At 65.7% G+C, this 16,590-nt stretch carries 15 protein-coding genes; 2 read left to right on the forward strand and 13 right to left on the reverse strand.

What is annotated here, in order from left to right; translation table 11 throughout:
- Positions 1–4: 4 nt before the first annotated feature.
- The 11 genes from cyoA to LRA87_RS09175 all read right to left on the reverse strand — a co-directional run bounded on the left by cyoA (position 5) and on the right by LRA87_RS09175 (position 12,752).
- Entirely contained in the window at positions 5–871 is an 867-nt protein-coding gene (cyoA, locus tag LRA87_RS09125) for a ubiquinol oxidase subunit II (RefSeq protein ID WP_230631042.1), read from the reverse strand.
- A 396-nt stretch (positions 872–1,267) separates the two neighbouring features.
- Entirely contained in the window at positions 1,268–1,618 is a 351-nt protein-coding gene (locus LRA87_RS09130; protein WP_230631043.1) for a GCN5-related N-acetyltransferase, read from the reverse strand.
- Positions 1,618–3,021, reverse strand: a complete 1,404-nt coding sequence (gene lpdA, locus LRA87_RS09135; protein WP_230631044.1) for a dihydrolipoyl dehydrogenase — start codon at positions 3,019–3,021, stop codon at positions 1,618–1,620. Before lpdA ends, LRA87_RS09130 begins: the two co-directional genes overlap by 1 nt.
- A gap of 135 nt (positions 3,022–3,156) precedes the next feature.
- Positions 3,157–4,398 carry a 2-oxoglutarate dehydrogenase complex dihydrolipoyllysine-residue succinyltransferase gene (gene odhB / locus LRA87_RS09140; RefSeq protein ID WP_230631045.1) on the reverse strand — a complete coding sequence of 414 codons (1,242 nt, stop codon included), beginning with the start codon at positions 4,396–4,398 and terminating at the stop codon, positions 3,157–3,159.
- Positions 4,399–4,445: 47 nt separating this feature from the next.
- Positions 4,446–7,418, reverse strand: coding sequence for a 2-oxoglutarate dehydrogenase E1 component (locus tag LRA87_RS09145; RefSeq protein WP_230631046.1), 2,973 nt, complete (start codon positions 7,416–7,418; stop codon positions 4,446–4,448).
- Between the two features lie 157 nt (positions 7,419–7,575).
- Positions 7,576–8,460, reverse strand: coding sequence for a succinate--CoA ligase subunit alpha (gene sucD / locus LRA87_RS09150; protein WP_230631047.1), 885 nt, complete (start codon positions 8,458–8,460; stop codon positions 7,576–7,578).
- Positions 8,461–8,553: 93 nt separating this feature from the next.
- Complete coding sequence (gene mdh, locus LRA87_RS09155) at positions 8,554–9,516, reverse strand: malate dehydrogenase (RefSeq protein WP_230631048.1); 963 nt, start codon at positions 9,514–9,516, stop codon at positions 8,554–8,556.
- Positions 9,517–9,637: 121 nt separating this feature from the next.
- A complete protein-coding gene (gene zapE, locus LRA87_RS09160; RefSeq protein ID WP_230631049.1) occupies positions 9,638–10,738 on the reverse strand; it encodes a cell division protein ZapE in 1,101 nt (366 codons plus the stop codon).
- Between the two features lie 87 nt (positions 10,739–10,825).
- Positions 10,826–11,296 carry a PaaI family thioesterase gene (locus LRA87_RS09165; RefSeq protein ID WP_230631050.1) on the reverse strand — a complete coding sequence of 157 codons (471 nt, stop codon included), beginning with the start codon at positions 11,294–11,296 and terminating at the stop codon, positions 10,826–10,828.
- 6 nt (positions 11,297–11,302) lie between these two features.
- Positions 11,303–12,088: a succinate dehydrogenase iron-sulfur subunit gene (locus LRA87_RS09170; RefSeq protein ID WP_230631051.1), complete on the reverse strand. Its 786-nt coding sequence runs from the start codon at positions 12,086–12,088 to the stop codon at positions 11,303–11,305.
- Between the two features lie 82 nt (positions 12,089–12,170).
- Positions 12,171–12,752: an ATP-dependent Clp protease proteolytic subunit gene (locus LRA87_RS09175; protein WP_230631052.1), complete on the reverse strand. Its 582-nt coding sequence runs from the start codon at positions 12,750–12,752 to the stop codon at positions 12,171–12,173.
- 142 nt (positions 12,753–12,894) lie between these two features.
- On the opposite strand from LRA87_RS09175, the gene LRA87_RS09180 reads away from it, so the two are divergent.
- A complete protein-coding gene (locus tag LRA87_RS09180; RefSeq protein ID WP_230631053.1) occupies positions 12,895–13,944 on the forward strand; it encodes an SDR family oxidoreductase in 1,050 nt (349 codons plus the stop codon).
- Positions 13,941–14,174, forward strand: coding sequence for a hypothetical protein (locus LRA87_RS09185; RefSeq protein ID WP_230631054.1), 234 nt, complete (start codon positions 13,941–13,943; stop codon positions 14,172–14,174). Before LRA87_RS09180 ends, LRA87_RS09185 begins: the two co-directional genes overlap by 4 nt.
- Positions 14,175–14,332: 158 nt before the next feature.
- On the opposite strand, the gene LRA87_RS09190 is transcribed toward LRA87_RS09185, so the two are convergent.
- On the reverse strand, positions 14,333–16,135 hold the full coding sequence (locus LRA87_RS09190) for an acyl-CoA dehydrogenase C-terminal domain-containing protein (RefSeq protein WP_230631055.1): 1,803 nt from the start codon (positions 16,133–16,135) through the stop codon (positions 14,333–14,335).
- Between the two features lie 4 nt (positions 16,136–16,139).
- Complete coding sequence (locus LRA87_RS09195) at positions 16,140–16,565, reverse strand: MerR family transcriptional regulator (RefSeq protein WP_230631056.1); 426 nt, start codon at positions 16,563–16,565, stop codon at positions 16,140–16,142.
- Between the last annotated feature and the right edge of the window lie 25 nt (positions 16,566–16,590).

Consider the following 16,590-nt stretch of genomic DNA (forward strand, 5'->3'; position numbering starts at 1 on the left):
GCGATCAGCTCTCCCGTCCGCCATTGTCGGTTTCGTGGACCGGCGCACCGGCCTGCCGTACCGCCGCGGCGAAGAAGCCGGGAGGGACGCTGCCGTAGGTGAAGGGGGCGATGCTGCCGTGCTGTTTGGCGAGCGCGAGATAGCTGGCCCCGTTCAGCGCTGGCCCCTGCCCTTTCGTGCCGGCGGCCCAAGCGGCGAACTGGCGCGGCGGGACCGCGTCGACGGTGAAGTCCATGTCCGAGAAGCCTTCGCCGCTGTAATGGGCGGACAGGCCGCGGAACCGGCCGGGGCGATCGGCCATCAGGTTGAGCTTCGCCTCCATCCCCGCCATCGCGTAGATCTGGCTGCCGAGCTGCGGCACGAAGAAACTGTTCATGACGGTGGCCGATGTGATCCGGAACTGTACCGGCGTACCGGCGGGGATGACGAGGCGGTTGACGCTGGCGACGCCCTGTTCCGGGTAGACGAACAGCCATTTCCAATCGAGCGCGATTACCTGCACCGTGATCGGTTTCTGGCGGGAGGCGAGCGGGCGCTGCGGATCGAGGTCGTGGCTGGCGACCCAGCCCATGCCGCCGAGGAATATGATGACGAGCAGCGGGACCGACCAGACGAGCAGCTCCAGCTTGCCGGAATAGGACCATTCGGGAAGGTGCTTGGCGCGGGTGTTAGAAGCGCGGAACCACCAGGCGAAGGCGATGGTGGCGAGGATGACCGGCAAGACGATGCCGAGCATCACCGCGAGCGAATTGATCAGGAGAGTCTTCTCGCCGGCGGCGACCGGGCCGGCGGGGTCGAGTAGCGCGGGCGCACAAGCGGTAGTGGCGAGTGCCGCCAGGAACCCTGCTCGCCGAGTTGCCCGGATCAGCATGGACGATGATTCGGCGTGCGTGTCACGAAGCCCCCCTCGCGGACCAGAACGAGCGGTTCGCGAGGAGGGTCCATCGTCGCGGGGTGGATCGAGTGTTGAATATGAGAAAACAGCGTTGCAGGATTTCTGTTTGGTGTCAGACGTTTCGGAAAAAATCGCTGCTGCACCGTGTCGCCGTTTCGGCTTGTCATCTACGTGCAGACTGCCATGCAGAAATCTCCGTGGCGAATGCCGGGGTCCAGTCACATCAGAGCTGGTGACGATGATCATCGCGCCACCGCGAAGCCGGTGCAACCAGGCGACCGCCTTCGCCGGGGATGCGATTCATGGTTGAAAGCGACCCTCCGGGCGCTTGAGACATTCTGGGATAAGCTCGTGCTGGCGACCATCGCGACGTTACAGCAAGCGCCGAAGCCCGTCCTGACCAGCCTTCCGCGCCCGGCGCCACGCCAGCGAACGCTGGTTCAGTGCGGGCAGGTGCTGCGATCCATCTGCGACACCGCGGCCAAGCGCGACGGCGGCCCGGAGCAGATCGATCGCGATGAAGCGATAGGCGGGGCGCTCGGCGACCGCATCGTACCAGACGCCGCCGACTGCGATGTCGAGCAACACGCGCTGAAAGCAATGATCGGCACGGATCGGCCAACCGCGGAGACCTGCCAGACCGGGCAGCTCCACGCGGGTCAGATGGAGCCTATCGGATTCCAGCGCGGCGCGGTCCCCATCCGGTCCCGCGCCGTCCTGCATCAGATGTGGATCGGCTTGCCGGTCACCGCCATCGCGGCTTCCTTCATCGCCTCGGAATGCGTCGGGTGGGCGTGGCAGGTGTAGGCGATGTCTTCCGACGTGGCGCCGAACTCCATCGCCTGCGCCGCCTGCGCGATCATCGTGCCGGCGACACTGGCGATCGCCCAGACGCCGACGACGCGATCGGTCTTGGCGTCGGCGATGATCTTCACGAAGCCGTCGGGCTCGTGATTGGTCTTGGCGCGGCTGTTCGCCATCATCGGGAACTTGCCGACCTTGATCTCGCCCTTCGCTTTCGCAGCTTCCTCGGTCAGACCGACGCCGGCGAATTCGGGCAAGGTGTAGACGACGCTCGGAATGATGTCGTGGTTCACGATGCCGGTCAGGCCCGCGATGTTCTCGGCGACCGCGATGCCTTCGTCCTCGGCCTTGTGCGCGAGCATCAGGCCGGGGGCGACGTCGCCGATCGCCCAGACGCCGGGGACGCTAGTGGCGAACTCATGGTCGATATCGACCTGCCCACGGCCATTGACCGACAGGCCGGCGGCTTCGAGGTTGAGGCCGTCGGTATTGGGACGGCGGCCGATCGCGAGCAGCACGCAATCCGCCTCGATCGTCTGCGCCTCTCCGCCAGCGGCGGGTTCGACGGTCAGCGTCGCGGTGTCACCGGCCACGGTCACGCCGGTGACCTTGGTCGAGAGCCTGAACTCCATGCCCTGCTTCTTGAAGATCTTCTGCGCTTCCTTGCGGACGTCGCCGTCGAAGCCGGGGAGGATCTGGTCGAGATATTCGACCACGGTGACCTTGGCGCCGAGACGACGCCAGACGCTGCCGAGTTCAAGGCCGATGACGCCGCCGCCGATCACGACGAGGTGGTCAGGAACCTTTGGCAGTTCGAGCGCGCCGGTGCTGTCGACGATCACCTTCTGATCGACGGTGACGCCGGGCAGCGGGGTGACCGACGATCCGGTGGCGATGACGATGTTCTTGGCGCGGACGGTTTTGCCGGCGATCTCGACGCTGTCCTTGCCGGTGAAGCTCGCGCGGCCCTTGAGCCATTCGACCTTGTTCTTCTTGAACAGATATTCGATGCCGCCGGTCAGCTGCTTGACCGCGTCGCGGCGCTGCCCGTGCATCGTGTCGAGGTCGAGCTCGACGCCGGTCGCCTTGACGCCCATCTTGGCCATCGCGCCGTTCGCCAGCGCATCGAAATATTCCGATGCGTGCAGCATCGCCTTCGACGGGATGCAGCCGACGTTGAGGCAGGTGCCGCCCAGCGTCTCGCGATCCTCGGCACAGGCGGTCTTCAGGCCGAGCTGCGCGGCGCGGATCGCGGCGACATAGCCGCCAGGGCCGGCGCCGATCACGAGGACGTCATAGTCGTACTGCTGTTCGTCAGCCATGGTCTTCTCCGTTCCCCGGCGGAGGCCGGGGTCCAGTTGCAGGCCGGCATGTAGTGCGCGCCGCGCCTGTTTACATCGGCCTTCCCGAACCGGGCCCCGGCCTCCGCCGGGGTACAGGCCTTCTCAATCAGTGAATTACAGGTCGATCAGGATGCGGGTCGGGTCCTCGATCGCGTTCTTGAGCGCGACGAGGAAGGTCACCGCCTCGCGACCGTCGATCAGCCGGTGGTCGTAGCTGAGCGCGAGGTACATCATCGGGCGGACGACGACCTGGCTGTTCACGACGACCGGACGATCCTCGATTCGATGGAGGCCGAGCACCGCCGACTGCGGCGGGTTGATGATCGGGGTCGACATCAGCGAGCCGAAGACGCCGCCGTTCGAGATGGTGAAGGTGCCGCCCTTCATCTCGTCCATCTTGAGCGTGCCTTCCTTGGCGCGCTTGCCGAAGTCGCCGATGGTCTTCTCGATACCGGCGACCGTCAGGTCCTGCGCGTCGCGGATGACCGGCACGACGAGGCCGCCCGGCGAGGACACCGCGACCGAGATGTCCGCGTAGTCGTGGTAGACGATCTCGTCGCCTTCGATGCTGGCGTTGACCGAGGGGATGTCCTTCAGCGCCATCGTTGCGGCCTTCACGAAGAAGCCCATGAAGCCGAGGCGGACGCCGTGCTTCTTTTCGAACAGGTCCTTGTACTTGGCGCGCGCCTCGATCACCGCGGTCATGTCGACGTCGTTGAACGTCGTCAGCATCGCGGCGGTGTTCTGCGCTTCCTTGAGGCGCTTGGCGATCGTCTGGCGGAGCCGCGTCATCTTGACGCGCTCTTCCTTGCGGCCGCCCGTGGTCGCGGCGGCGGTGGGTGCCGGGGCGGCCGTAGGTGCAGCGGCGGCAGGCTTGGACGCAGCCGCGGCGGCGACGTCTTCCTTGGTGATGCGGCCGTCCTTGCCGGTGCCGGTGATCGACGCGGGGTCGAGACCGTATTCGAGCACGGCGCGTCGGACCGAAGGCGACAGCGCGGCGGGCGAATCGCCGGAAGCTTCCGGCTGGGCGGCAGGCGCGGGTGCAGGATCAGCGGCGGGCGCCGGAGCCGGTGCGGCTGCTGGTGCGGGAGCCGCTGCCGGAGCAGCCGCCGAGCCGTCACCAGCCTCGATCGTCGCGAGCATCGCGCCGACCTGCACGGTATCGCCGACCTGCACCGCATGCTGGCCCATCACGCCGGCGACCGGCGACGGTACCTCGACCGACACCTTGTCGGTTTCCAGGCTGGCGATCGGCTCGTCGACCTTCACGGGATCGCCGGGCTGCTTGAGCCATTCGCCGATGGTGGCTTCGGTGATCGATTCGCCGAGGACCGGTACGGTAACTTCGGTGGCCATCTCTTGCTTCCTTCTCCCCGGGGAGGGGTCTCAATCGGGGACGTGTCTTAGCTGCTGGGGCCCTGGACGGGGCGGGCGGTGGTGGTCGAGCCTTCGCTGCGGGTGCGGCGGATTTCCTCGCGTACGTTGTGGCCGAGCGCGTCGGCGACCAGCGCCCCCTGCTCCGCCGTATGCCGCTTCATCAGGCCGGTCGCCGGCGAGGCGGCGGCCTGACGACCCGCGTAGCGCGGACGCTTCACCGCGCAATTCGCGGCGGTCAGCGATTCCTCGATCAGCGGCTCGACGAAGAACCAGTAACCGTTGTTCTTCGGTTCTTCCTGCGCCCAGACGACATGTTCCAGGTTCGGCATCCGCGCGATCCGGCGGGCGAGTGCGTCGCCGGGGAACGGATAGAGCTGTTCGATGCGGACGATCTGCGTCGTCGTGTCACCCGCGGCGTTGCGTGCCTCGATCAGGTCGTAGGCGACCTTGCCGGTGCACAGCACCAGCCGCTTCGTCTCGGCATCCGCGGCACCGTTGGTGTCCGAGAGGATGCGCTTGAAGTGGCTGTCGCCCTGGAAATCCGCTGCGGCCGATACCGCCAGCTTGTGGCGGAGCAGCGACTTGGGCGTCATCACGATCAATGGCTTGCGGAAGTTGCGGTGCATCTGACGGCGGAGCAGGTGGAAATAGTTCGCCGGCGTGGTGCAGTTCGCGACTTGGATATTGTCCTGTGCGCAGGATTGCAGGAAGCGTTCCGGACGCGCCGAGCTATGCTCCGGCCCCTGCCCTTCGTAGCCGTGGGGCAGCAGCATCACGAGACCGTTGGCGCGAAGCCACTTCGACTCGCCCGACGTGATGAACTGGTCGATCATGATCTGCGCGCCGTTGACGAAATCGCCGAACTGCGCCTCCCACATCACCAGCGTCTTGGGGTCGGCGAGCGCATAGCCGTATTCGAAGCCGAGCACGCCATATTCGGACAGCGGGCTGTCGAGCACTTCGAACCGGCCATGTTCGACCGTCGTCAACGGCACGTATTTGTGCTCGTCGGTCTGGTCGACCCACACCGCGTGGCGCTGAGAGAAGGTGCCGCGGCCGGAGTCCTGACCGGACAGGCGGACGCCATAGCCTTCCGAAAGCAGCGAGCCGAACGCCAGCGCTTCGCCGGTCGCCCAGTCGAAGTTGCTGCCGGTCGTGAACATCTGCCGCTTGGCATCGAGGACGCGGGACAGCGTCTTGTGGATCTGGATGCCTTCCGGCACCGTCGTCAGCGTGCGGCCGAGTGCGTCGAACAGCTTCAACTCGATGCCGGTTTCGACGTTGCGCCGCTCGGTGCCGCCGTCGGTCGGCGCCGACAGGCCTGACCAGCGACCGGCGAACCAGTCCGCCTTGTTGGGCTTGTAGCTCGCGCCGGCCTCGAACTCGCCTTCCAGCAGGGTGGTGAACTGGTTGACCTTCTCGTCCAGCCACGCCTGGTCGATGACGCCTTCCTGGATCAGGCGCTTGGCGTAAATCTCGCTGACGCCGGGGTGCTGGCGAATGACGTTGTACATCAGCGGCTGGGTGAAGCCCGGCTCGTCGCCCTCGTTGTGGCCGAAGCGGCGGTAGCACCACATGTCGATGACGATGTCGCGGTGGAACTTCTGGCGGAATTCGATCGCCATCTTGGTGGCGAAGGTCACCGCCTCGGGATCGTCGCCGTTGACGTGGAAAACCGGGGCCTGCACGCCCTTCGCGACGTCCGACGGGTAAGGCGACGAGCGCGCGAACTGCGGGCTGGTGGTGAAGCCGACCTGATTGTTGATGATGAAGTGGACGCAGCCACCGGTGTTGTAGCCGCGGATGCCGGAGAAGCCGAGGCATTCCCAGACGATCCCCTGCCCCGCGAATGCCGCGTCGCCGTGGATCAGCACCGGCAGCGAGCCGGCATGTTCCTTGAGGTCGTTGGCGATCGTCTGGATCGCGCGGGTCTTGCCGAGCACGACCGGGTCCGCCGCCTCGAGGTGCGAGGGGTTGGCGACCAGCGACATGTGGACCTTGTGACCGTCGAATTCGCGGTCGGTCGAGGTGCCGAGGTGGTATTTCACGTCACCCGAACCGCCGATGTCGTCCGGATTGGCCGAGCCGCCGGCGAATTCGTGGAAAATCACGCGCAGCGGCTTCGCCATGACGTTGGCGAGCACGTTCAGGCGGCCGCGATGGGCCATACCGAACACCATCTCGCGCACGCCGGCCTGTCCGCCGTATTTGATGACGCTTTCGAGCGCCGGGATCATGCTCTCGCCGCCGTCGAGGCCAAAGCGCTTGGTCCCGACATACTTCTTGCCGAGGAACTTCTCCCACTGCTCGGCCTCGATGACCTTGGAGAGGATCGCCTTCTTGCCATCGACGCTGAATTCGATCGCCTTGTCCTTGCCCTCCATGCGGTCCTGGAGGAAGCGGCGCTCCTCGACATCGACGATGTGCATGTATTCGAGGCCGACATTGCCGCAATAATTGCGGCGCAGCGTGTCGACGAGCTCGCGAACGGTCGCCCATTCAAAGCCGAGCGTGCCGCCGAGGTAGACCGGGCGATCGATGTCGGCGTCGGTGAAGCCGTGATATTCGGTGCGCAGGTCCTCCGGCATGTCGCGATGCGACAGGCCGAGCGGATCGAGGTTGGCGGCGAGGTGGCCGCGGACGCGATAGGTGCGGATCAGCAGCTGCGCGCGGATCGCGTCGCCGGCGGCCTTGATGATGTCGTCCTTCGACGGCGCGGGCGCAGCGGCTGCGGCGGGCTTGCCGCCTTTCGCCGGCTTCGGCGCAGGCTCCATCTGGGTGGGATCGAGGCCGGCGGTCAGGTCGTCGGTGGTGGTCAGCGGCCAGCGTTTGTTGGTCCAGCTCGGACCGCCGCTGCCCTGCTCCAGACCTTCGAAGAACCCGCGCCAGCCGAGGTCGACCGACGACTGGTCTGCCTGATACTTGGCGTAGAGCGCTTCGATGTACGCTGGGGACACGCCGGCGGCGATGTCGCTGAAATCCTGACCTTCGTAGCCCATGGTCTTCTTCCTATTTCCCTCTCCCATCGGGAGAGGGAGGGGCCCGCCGCCCGCAGGGCGGTGGGAGGGTGAGGGTCGAAGGGGAAGGCCCACCTGCCCTCACCCTTCCGCGGCTGCGCCGCTCCCTCCCTCTCCCGATGGGAGAGGGATTTTGGTATTAGCCGTTCAACACTTCCAGCAGGGTCGAACCCAGCTCGCTGGGGCTGGCGGCGACCTTGATCCCGGCGGCTTCCATCGCGGCGATCTTGCTTTCCGCATCACCCTTGCCGCCCGACACGATTGCGCCGGCATGGCCCATGCGACGGCCCGGAGGTGCGGTGCGGCCTGCGATGAAGCCGGCCATCGGCTTCTTGCGGCCACGCTTGGCCTCGTCGATCAGGAACTGCGCGGCCTGCTCTTCGGCGTCGCCGCCGATTTCGCCGATCATGATGATCGACTGCGTGGCTTCGTCCGCGAGGAACAGTTCGAGCACGTCGATGAAGTTGGTGCCGTTGACCGGATCGCCGCCGATGCCGACGGCGGTGGTCTGGCCGAGGCCGGCGTTCGAGGTCTGGAACACCGCCTCATAGGTCAGCGTGCCGGAGCGCGAGACGACGCCGACCGAACCCTGCTTGAAGATACTGCCGGGCATGATGCCGATCTTGCACTCGCCGGGCGTCAGCACGCCGGGGCAGTTCGGGCCGATCAGGCGCGACTTGCTGCCCGACAGTGCGCGCTTGACGCGAACCATGTCGAGGACCGGGATGCCTTCGGTAATCGTGACGATCAGCGGGATCTCCGCGTCGATCGCTTCCAGGATCGAATCCGCGGCGAAGGGGGGCGGCACGTAGATAACCGACGCATCGGCGCCGGTTTTCGACTTCGCCTCGGCGACGGTGTTGTAGACTGGCAGGCCGAGATGCTCGGTGCCACCCTTGCCCGGCGTCACGCCGCCGACCATCTGCGTGCCGTATTCCAGCGCCGCCTTGGTATGGAAGCTGCCGGTTTCGCCGGTCATGCCCTGCGTGATGACCTTGGTGTTCTTGTTGACGAGGATGCTCATGGAGGCTCCTGAATGTGGCGCAACCTCCGCCATCGCGGAGGTTCGGCGATATGGTGCAGGGCGGTCGATCAACGCCGCCCTGCAGAATGCGGATTAGTTCAGCGAGCCGTCGATGCCCTTGCAGGCGACCAGCAGTTCCTTCACCGCGTCAACCGAAACGGTGAGATTCGCCTTGGCTTCGTCGTCCAGCGCGATCTCGACGATCTGCTCGACGCCGCCGGCACCGATCACCACCGGCACGCCGACGTACAGGTCGTTCACGCCATACTGGCCGTCGACATAGGCCGCCGCTGGCAGCACGCGCTTCTGGTCGTAGAGGTAGGCTTCCGCCATCGCGATGCCGCTGGTCGCGGGCGCGTAATAGGCCGAGCCGGTCTTGAGCAACGCGACGATCTCGCCGCCACCGCCGCGGGTGCGCTTGACGATCGCGTCGATCTTGTCCTGCGTCGAGCGGCCCATCTTGATGAGGTCGGGGACCGGGATGCCCGACACGGTCGAGTAGCTGATGACCGGGACCATCGTGTCGCCGTGGCCGCCGAGCACGAAGCTGGTCACGTCCTTCACCGACACCTGGAATTCCTCGGCGAGGAAGCGGCTGAAGCGCGCGCTGTCGAGCACGCCCGCCATGCCGACAACCATGTGGTGCGGCAGGCCGGAGAATTCACGCAGCGCCCAGACCATCGCGTCGAGCGGGTTGGTGATGCAGATGACGAAGGCGTCGGGGGCGTTGTTCTTGATGCCCTCGCCGACCGCCTTCATCACCTTGAGGTTGATGCCGAGCAGGTCGTCGCGGCTCATGCCCGGCTTGCGGGCGACACCGGCGGTGACGATGATGACGTCCGCATTGGCGATGTCGGCGTAATCGTTCGAGCCGGTGATCCTCGCGTCGAACCCTTCGACCGGGCCGCATTGCGACAGGTCGAGCGCCTTGCCCTGCGGCACGCCTTCGGCGACGTCGAAGAGGACGATGTCACCCAGATTTTTGAGCGCCGCGAGGTGCGCGAGCGTGCCGCCGATGTTCCCGGCGCCGATCAGCGCGATCTTCTTGCGAGCCATCCAATCCATCTCCGTAAAGGCAGGTCCTGATTGGCCACGCCGACTACGCCTCTTTGCGACGCCCGGCAACCGCTAATCGAGACTGATCAGGACTTTAGTTGATAATGGTTCGCAGATGCAATTAGCTGCTGCCATGGCCTTGCGCGAGGTAGTCTTCGGAGCGCATCTCCTCGAGGCGGCTCACCGTACGTTGGAATTCGAAGCGGCCGTCGCCCTCCGGGTAAAGCGCGTCAGGTTCGGCATCGGCGGCAGCGAGCAGCTTGACCTTGTGTTCGTAGAGCGCATCGATGAGCGCGACGAACCGGGCGGCCTCGTTACGGTTCTCCGGACCCAGCCGCGGGATCCCGACGAGGATGACGGTATGGTAGCGGCGGGCGACCGCGAGGTAATCCGCCGCGCCGCGCGCCTCGCCACACAGCTTCTTGAAGGAGAATACGGCGACGCCCTTCAGGGTCTTGGGCACATGTAACGTGCGTCCCTGTACAACCACATCCTCGGACGGGATCGGCTCGGTGACTTCGTGATCGGTCAGGCGGAAAAAGGCGGCGGACAGGTCGGCGGTCGCCTCCGGACCGTTGGGAACAAGCCAGGTGTTCTGCTGACCGAGCCGGTCGCGGCGATAGTCGATCGGGCCGTTCAGCGTTACCACGTCGAGGCGGCTTTGGATCAGCGCGATGAAGGGCAGGAAATGCTCGCGGTTGAGGCCGTTCTTGTAGAGGTCGGCGGGCGCGCGGTTTGAGGTGGTGACGACGGTCACCGCCGCCTCCAGCAGGCCGGTGAACAGGCGGCTGAGGATCATCGCGTCGGGCGAGTTGGTGACCATCATCTCGTCGAAGGCGATCAGGCGGGTTTCCTCCGCCAGCGCGGCGGCGACGGGGGCGATCGGGTCGCCGGCTTCCTTGCGGCGCTCGATCGCGATGCGGCCGTGCACCTCGATCATGAATTCGGAGAAGTGGACGCGGCGTTTGCGGTCTAGGCGCACGTTGGCGAAGAACAGGTCCATCATCATCGACTTGCCGCGGCCGACGTCGCCGAACATGTAGACGCCGCAGGGGGGCGGTGCGGCGCGGCCGGTCAGGCGGGCGAGAAGGCCGGTTTTCTTCGGGCTTTCGAGTTCGGCTGCGAGCATGTCGAGGCGGATCGCGGCGGCGCGCTGTTCCGGGTCGGTGCGGAGTTCGCCAGCGGCGACGAGCGCGTCATAGGCGTTGAGGACGTTGGTCATTCTGGTGCTCCTGCGAACGCAGGAGCCCGGGATTACCGGCTTCAACGCTCGTGGCTCTGGGCTCCTGCGTGCGCAGGAGCACGGAAATTATTGCAGCGAGGGCGGCGGGGTTGATTTGCGCAGGGTGCCGGTGAAACTGGCGATCGTCGGCCTGTCGTCCTGCACGACCAGACCGCGCAGGAAGAGCATGCGGCTGGTTTCGCGCAGCAGTTCGATGCGCGCCTCCAACGGCACGCCGATCATGCCGCCGCCGATGAACTGCGCCGACAGGTCGAGCGTCACCGCGCCCCCTGCCCCCAAGACGCCGAAGCCACGCGCCGCCGCGAACAGCGCCACGTCCATGAAGCCGAGCAGCGCGCCGCCGTGGACGTTATCGCGCATGTTGGAATGTTCGTGCCGCGGCAGCATCCGGACGCGGGCGATCTCCCCCTCGACGCGGACGTGCAGCGGCTCGATGAAGGCGTTGTACCGCGTGGTGTCGCGGAACTGCCAGCGCTTCCAGCCCGGCAGTTCCGGATCGTCCTCGTAACTGAAGACCGGTAATGGCGTGTCCGTCACCGTCGGTTACAGGATGCGCTCGGCTTCCATCTTCTTGACCTCGGCAATCGCCTTGGCCGGGTTCAGACCCTTGGGACAGGTATTCGCGCAGTTCATGATCGTGTGGCAGCGATACAGGCGGAAGGGATCTTCCAGCTGGTCGAGGCGCTCGCCCGTCATTTCGTCGCGACTGTCGGCGAGCCAGCGATAGGCCTGGAGCAGGATCGCCGGCCCCAGGAACTTGTCGGCGTTCCACCAATAGCTGGGGCAGGACGTCGAGCAGCAGGCACACAGGATGCATTCGTACAGCCCGTCCAGCTTGGCGCGATCCTCAGGCGACTGGAGCCGCTCCTTGCCCGAAGGCGGCGGCGACACCGTCTGCATCCACGGCTTGATCGACGAATATTGCGCGTAGAAGTGCGTGAAATCGGGAACGAGGTCCTTGATCACGTCCATCGCGGGCAACGGCGTGATCTTCACCTCGCCCTTCACGTCCTCGATCGCGGTGGTGCAGGCGAGGCCGTTGCGGCCGTCGATGTTCATCGAGCACGATCCGCAGATGCCCTCGCGGCACGAACGGCGGAAGGTGAGCGAGCTGTCCTGCTCCGCCTTCATCTTGATCAGCGCATCGAGCACCATCGGGCCGCAATCGTCGAGATTGATCTCGAACGTGTCGTAGCGCGGGTTCTCGGCGGTATCGGGGTCGTAGCGATAGACCTTGAAGGTCTTGATGCGCTTGGCGTCACCGGTCGTTTTATGGACCTTGCCCTTTGCCTTGACCTTGCTGTTCTTGGGCAGGGTGAACTCGGCCATCGCCGCTACGCTCCTATTGAATGCTGCGTTGCGGCTATGCCTTTCGGGGGCGCGGCGCAACCCCCGAGAGATAAGGCCGGGATCAGATCACATCAAGAACGAGGCCACGGTCGCGCGCCTCTTCCGCCTCGATATACCAGTTGGATGGCGCCTTGCTCTGCAATTCTTCGAAGGTGACGCCAGAGCCGCGGACGATGTCGCGGAAGCCCTCTTCCTGAATCTTCACCGATTCCTCGATCTCGTGCAGCTTGGCCTTGAGCATCGCCGGCAGTGTCGTCAGGGGGCCGGACAGGTTGATCGTGCTCGTCATCGAACGTTCGTGCAGCATCAGCCGGGTGCCGCGGGTCAGGAACCGCTTTTCGACCGGGAACGCTGACATGAAGGTCGCACCGGCGGAATAGACCGCAACCTTGCCGAGAAACAGTATTTCGCGACCGGAATAATCCCGTAGCAGACGGATATCGGCGCCCATCGCGCGGCCCATTTCGGGATCGCCGCCGAGCGTGGTGATCGACACGACCAGCGGGCCGTCCTGCGGCGCGTCCGCCAGCTGCGTCTTGAAGCGCGCGTACATCATGTCGTCGACCACGCCGTGGAGCTGGATGTGGGGGAACGCGAGCAAGGGATATTTGCTGGCGGTGTTCGCGGAGTTGTTGTCGGTCATGGCGCGGCGAACCCCTGCGGTGCAGCAATGTTCCGATGCGGACGCATGGCTGACGGATTGTCCGGGTGCCGATGTCATCGCAGGGAACCGGCCACGACGCTGAGGCGCTTCACCCGCTCCACCCTGCCGGAGACGATCGCCCATGAAATCAACGCTCAAGCCGCTGTCCGAGCAAGTGATCGTCATTACCGGGGCGAGTTCCGGCATCGGCCTGGAAACTGCGCGGTCGGCCGCGCGCCAAGGGGCCAAGGTGGTGCTCGTCGCACGCGACGGGGAAGCCCTGCAAAGCATCGTCGCAGAAATCACCGCCGCTGGCGGCACCGCGGATTTCCATGCCGCCGATGTCGGCGACCCCGAGGCGGTTCGTGCGGCGGCCAGCCACGCCGTCCAGCGCTTCGGACGGATCGACACCTGGGTGAACAACGCGGGCAGCGCCATCTATGGCAAACTGCTCGACGTTCCGGACGACGAGCACCGCCAGCTGTTTCGCACCAACTATTTCGGGATGGTGCACGGATGCCGCGCCGCGGTGCCGCATATGCGGGATGTCGGCGGCGCGCTGATCACGATCGGCTCGATCGCGTCGGACATGCCGAGCCCGCTGATGGGCGCCTATGCCGCGACGAAGCATGCTGCAAAGGCCTATGTCGACACGCTGCGCATGGAACTGGCGAACGAAGGCGTACCGATCGTCGTCACGCTCGTGAAGCCATCGGGTATCGATACGCCGGTCGCGCAGCATGCCATCAATCATGCCGGCGGCGAGGCTCAGGTGCCGCCCCCGGTATACGACCCGAAGCTGGTTGCCGATGCGATCCTGTTCTGTGCGACGCATCCGAAGCGGGACCTGACGATGGGCGGTGCCGGCCGCGCGCAGGCGCTGTTCGCGGCGCATTTCCCGCATCTGTTCGACCGCCTCGCGCCAAAGGCAGCGGCGAGCTTCGTCGATCCGACGAAAGAACAGCCCGGCCCCGGCAACCTGTTCGCCAGCGCCGCAACCGGTCGCGTGCGTTCGGGCGAGCATCCCGCGGCGCGCACGACCAGCCTCTACACCGCAGCGGCCAAGCATCCCGGCATCACCGCCGCCGTCGCTGCGACCATCGCGGCCGGCGTCGGCGCGTTCGTTTACGGCCATCCATCGCGTGATCCCGACCGGCCGGCGCGTATCGGCAGGCAAGGTGATCGGGCATGAGCGGCGTCGACTGGCGCATGAGCGCGGTGCTCGCCAACGTCGAGCGCGGCGGGAATGAAGTGCCGGAGGTGACGAGCCTGGAGAATGCCGTCCGTGCGTGGCTGGCGCTCGACAATACGTTGCAGAACGACGCGATCCTGCGACCCGAGCATCCGGTGGTGCTGGACGGCGAACGGGTGACCGTATTGGCAGGACAGGCGATCCGGACTTTGGCGGATCGGCTGGGTTGATGGATCCGGCGGGCGCTGAGCGGCCGGTACGCGCGGCCTCGTGGATGATGGCCGACTTCACAGCTCGTCACTGCGAGCGTAGCGAAGCAATCCAAGGTCGGATCAGGACGCCCTGGATTGCTTCGCGACACTCGCAAAGACGGAATCAGCGGGTCAACTCACGCCGCCCGGAACATCTCCGGCGGGAGCGCCATCAGCGATTCCGCGCCGCCTTCGATCTTGCGGCGGAGCGCGCCTGCGTCGGGGCAGATCCGCTCGGCGAAGAAGCGCGCGGTAACCAGCTTGGCGTCGAGGAAGGCGGTGTCGCCCTCGCCTGCCGTCTTCAGCTCGGCCGCGGCCTTGGCCATGCGGAGCCACATCAGGCCGGTCGCGACGATGCCCATCAGGTGCATGTAGGGCACCGCGCCGGCACCGACGTTCTCCGGGTTCTTCATGCCGTTGGCCATAAACCACATCGTCGCGGCCTGAAGCTCGCCCAGCGCCTTCTTCAGCGCGGTTGCGATCGTCGCGGTCGCCTCGACGCCCTCGGCCGCCGCGGTTTCCTCGGCGACGATCTTGAACAGCGCCTGCACCGCACGGCCGCCCTTGGTGGCGAGCTTGCGGCCGACGAGGTCCATCGCCTGCACGCCGTTGGTGCCTTCGTAGATCATCGCGATACGGGCATCGCGGACATACTGCTCCATACCCCATTCGGCGATATAGCCATGGCCGCCATAAACCTGCTGCGCATTGGTCGCGACCTCATAGCCCTTGTCGGTGCCGACGCCCTTGATCACCGGGGTCAGCAGGCCGATCAGGTCGCCGGCCATCTCGCGCTCTTCCTCGGTCGCGCCGTGATGTTCGAGATCGACCTGGAGCGCACCCCAGAGGCAGAGCGCGCGCAGGCCCTCGGTCCACGCCTTGCCCTCCATCAGCATGCGGCGGATGTCGGGGTGGACGAACAGCGTATCCGCCTTTTCGTTCGGCTCCTTCGGTCCGGTCAGCGCGCGGCCCTGACGCCGGTCCTCGGCGTACTGGACGGCGTTCTGGTAGGCGACTTCGGCGATGCCGAGGCCCTGAAGCCCCACGCCGAGACGTGCGGCGTTCATCATGATGAACATCGCGGCGAGGCCCTTCATCTCCTCGCCGACCAGCCAGCCCTTCGCGCCGTCATAGTTCATGACGCAGGTCGAATTGGCGTGGATGCCCATCTTGTGCTCGATCGAGCCGCAGGTGACGGCATTGCGCTCACCCAGCGATCCGTCCTCGTTGACCATCACCTTCGGCACCACGAACAGCGAGATGCCCTTCGAGCTGTCCGGCGCACCCGGCGTCTTGGCCAGCACGAGGTGGATGATGTTGTCCGTGAGGTCGTGCTCGCCGGCCGAGATGAAGATCTTGGTGCCGGTGATCGCGTACGATCCGTCCGCCTGCGGCTCCGCCTTGGTGCGGATCAGGCCGAGATCGGTGCCGCACTGCGGCTCGGTCAGGTTCATCGTGCCGCCCCATTCGCCCGACACCATCTTGGGAACGTACATCGCCTGCTGCTCGGGGCTGCCCTTCGCGACCAGCGCGGCGATTGCGCCATGCGTGAGGCCGGGGTACATCGCGAACGCCATGTTCGACGAGATCATATATTCCTGGAACGCAATCGACACGACGTGCGGCATGCCCTGTCCGCCGTACTCCGGTGCGTTGCCCAGCGTCGCCCAGCCGCTCTCGACATATTGCGCATAGGCTTCCTTGAAGCCGGCGGGCGTGGTGACCCGGCCGTCATCATGGCGCGTGCAGCCTTCCTGATCGCCGGACAGGTTGAGCGGGAACAGCACGTCCGCGACGAAGCGACCGCCCTCTTCCAGCACCGCCTCGACCACGTCGGGGGTCGCGGCGTCAAAACCGGGCAGGTTGCTGTAGTTCTGGAGGTCGACGACATGCTCGAGGATGAAGCGCGTGTCGCGGACGGGGGGCGTATACTGGGGCATCCGTTTATCCTTGCGTGTCAGACGTATGGACGGCTTCGACCACCGTCACGAATTCGTTGAGTTCGGCGATGGCGGCGTCGATGTCCTGCTTCTGTTGTTCGAGCAGCGCGATCCGCGCCCGGCAGCGGTCGATCGACACCTGCCGCTGGATGCGCCGGCCATCGCCGACGTCGTAAAGATCGATCATCTCGCGGATTTCACCGAGCGAAAAGCCGACGCGCTTGCCACGCAGGATCCACGCGAGCCGGGCGCGGTCGCGGTGCGAATAGATGCGCTGCGTGCCACGACGTTCGGGCGCGATCAGCCCTTCGTCCTCGTAGAAGCGCAACGCCCGCGCGGTGACTCCGAACTCGTCGGACAGATCGGAGATGGTGAAATGCTCGCGATCGTGGCGATGCTCGATCAGGGCATAAGCGGGTGACGAGGCCATGCCGGACGAGTTACATCACGTTTAC

The organism is Sphingomonas sp. Leaf37, from assembly GCF_920939475.1.
Classification (GTDB): domain Bacteria; phylum Pseudomonadota; class Alphaproteobacteria; order Sphingomonadales; family Sphingomonadaceae; genus Sphingomonas.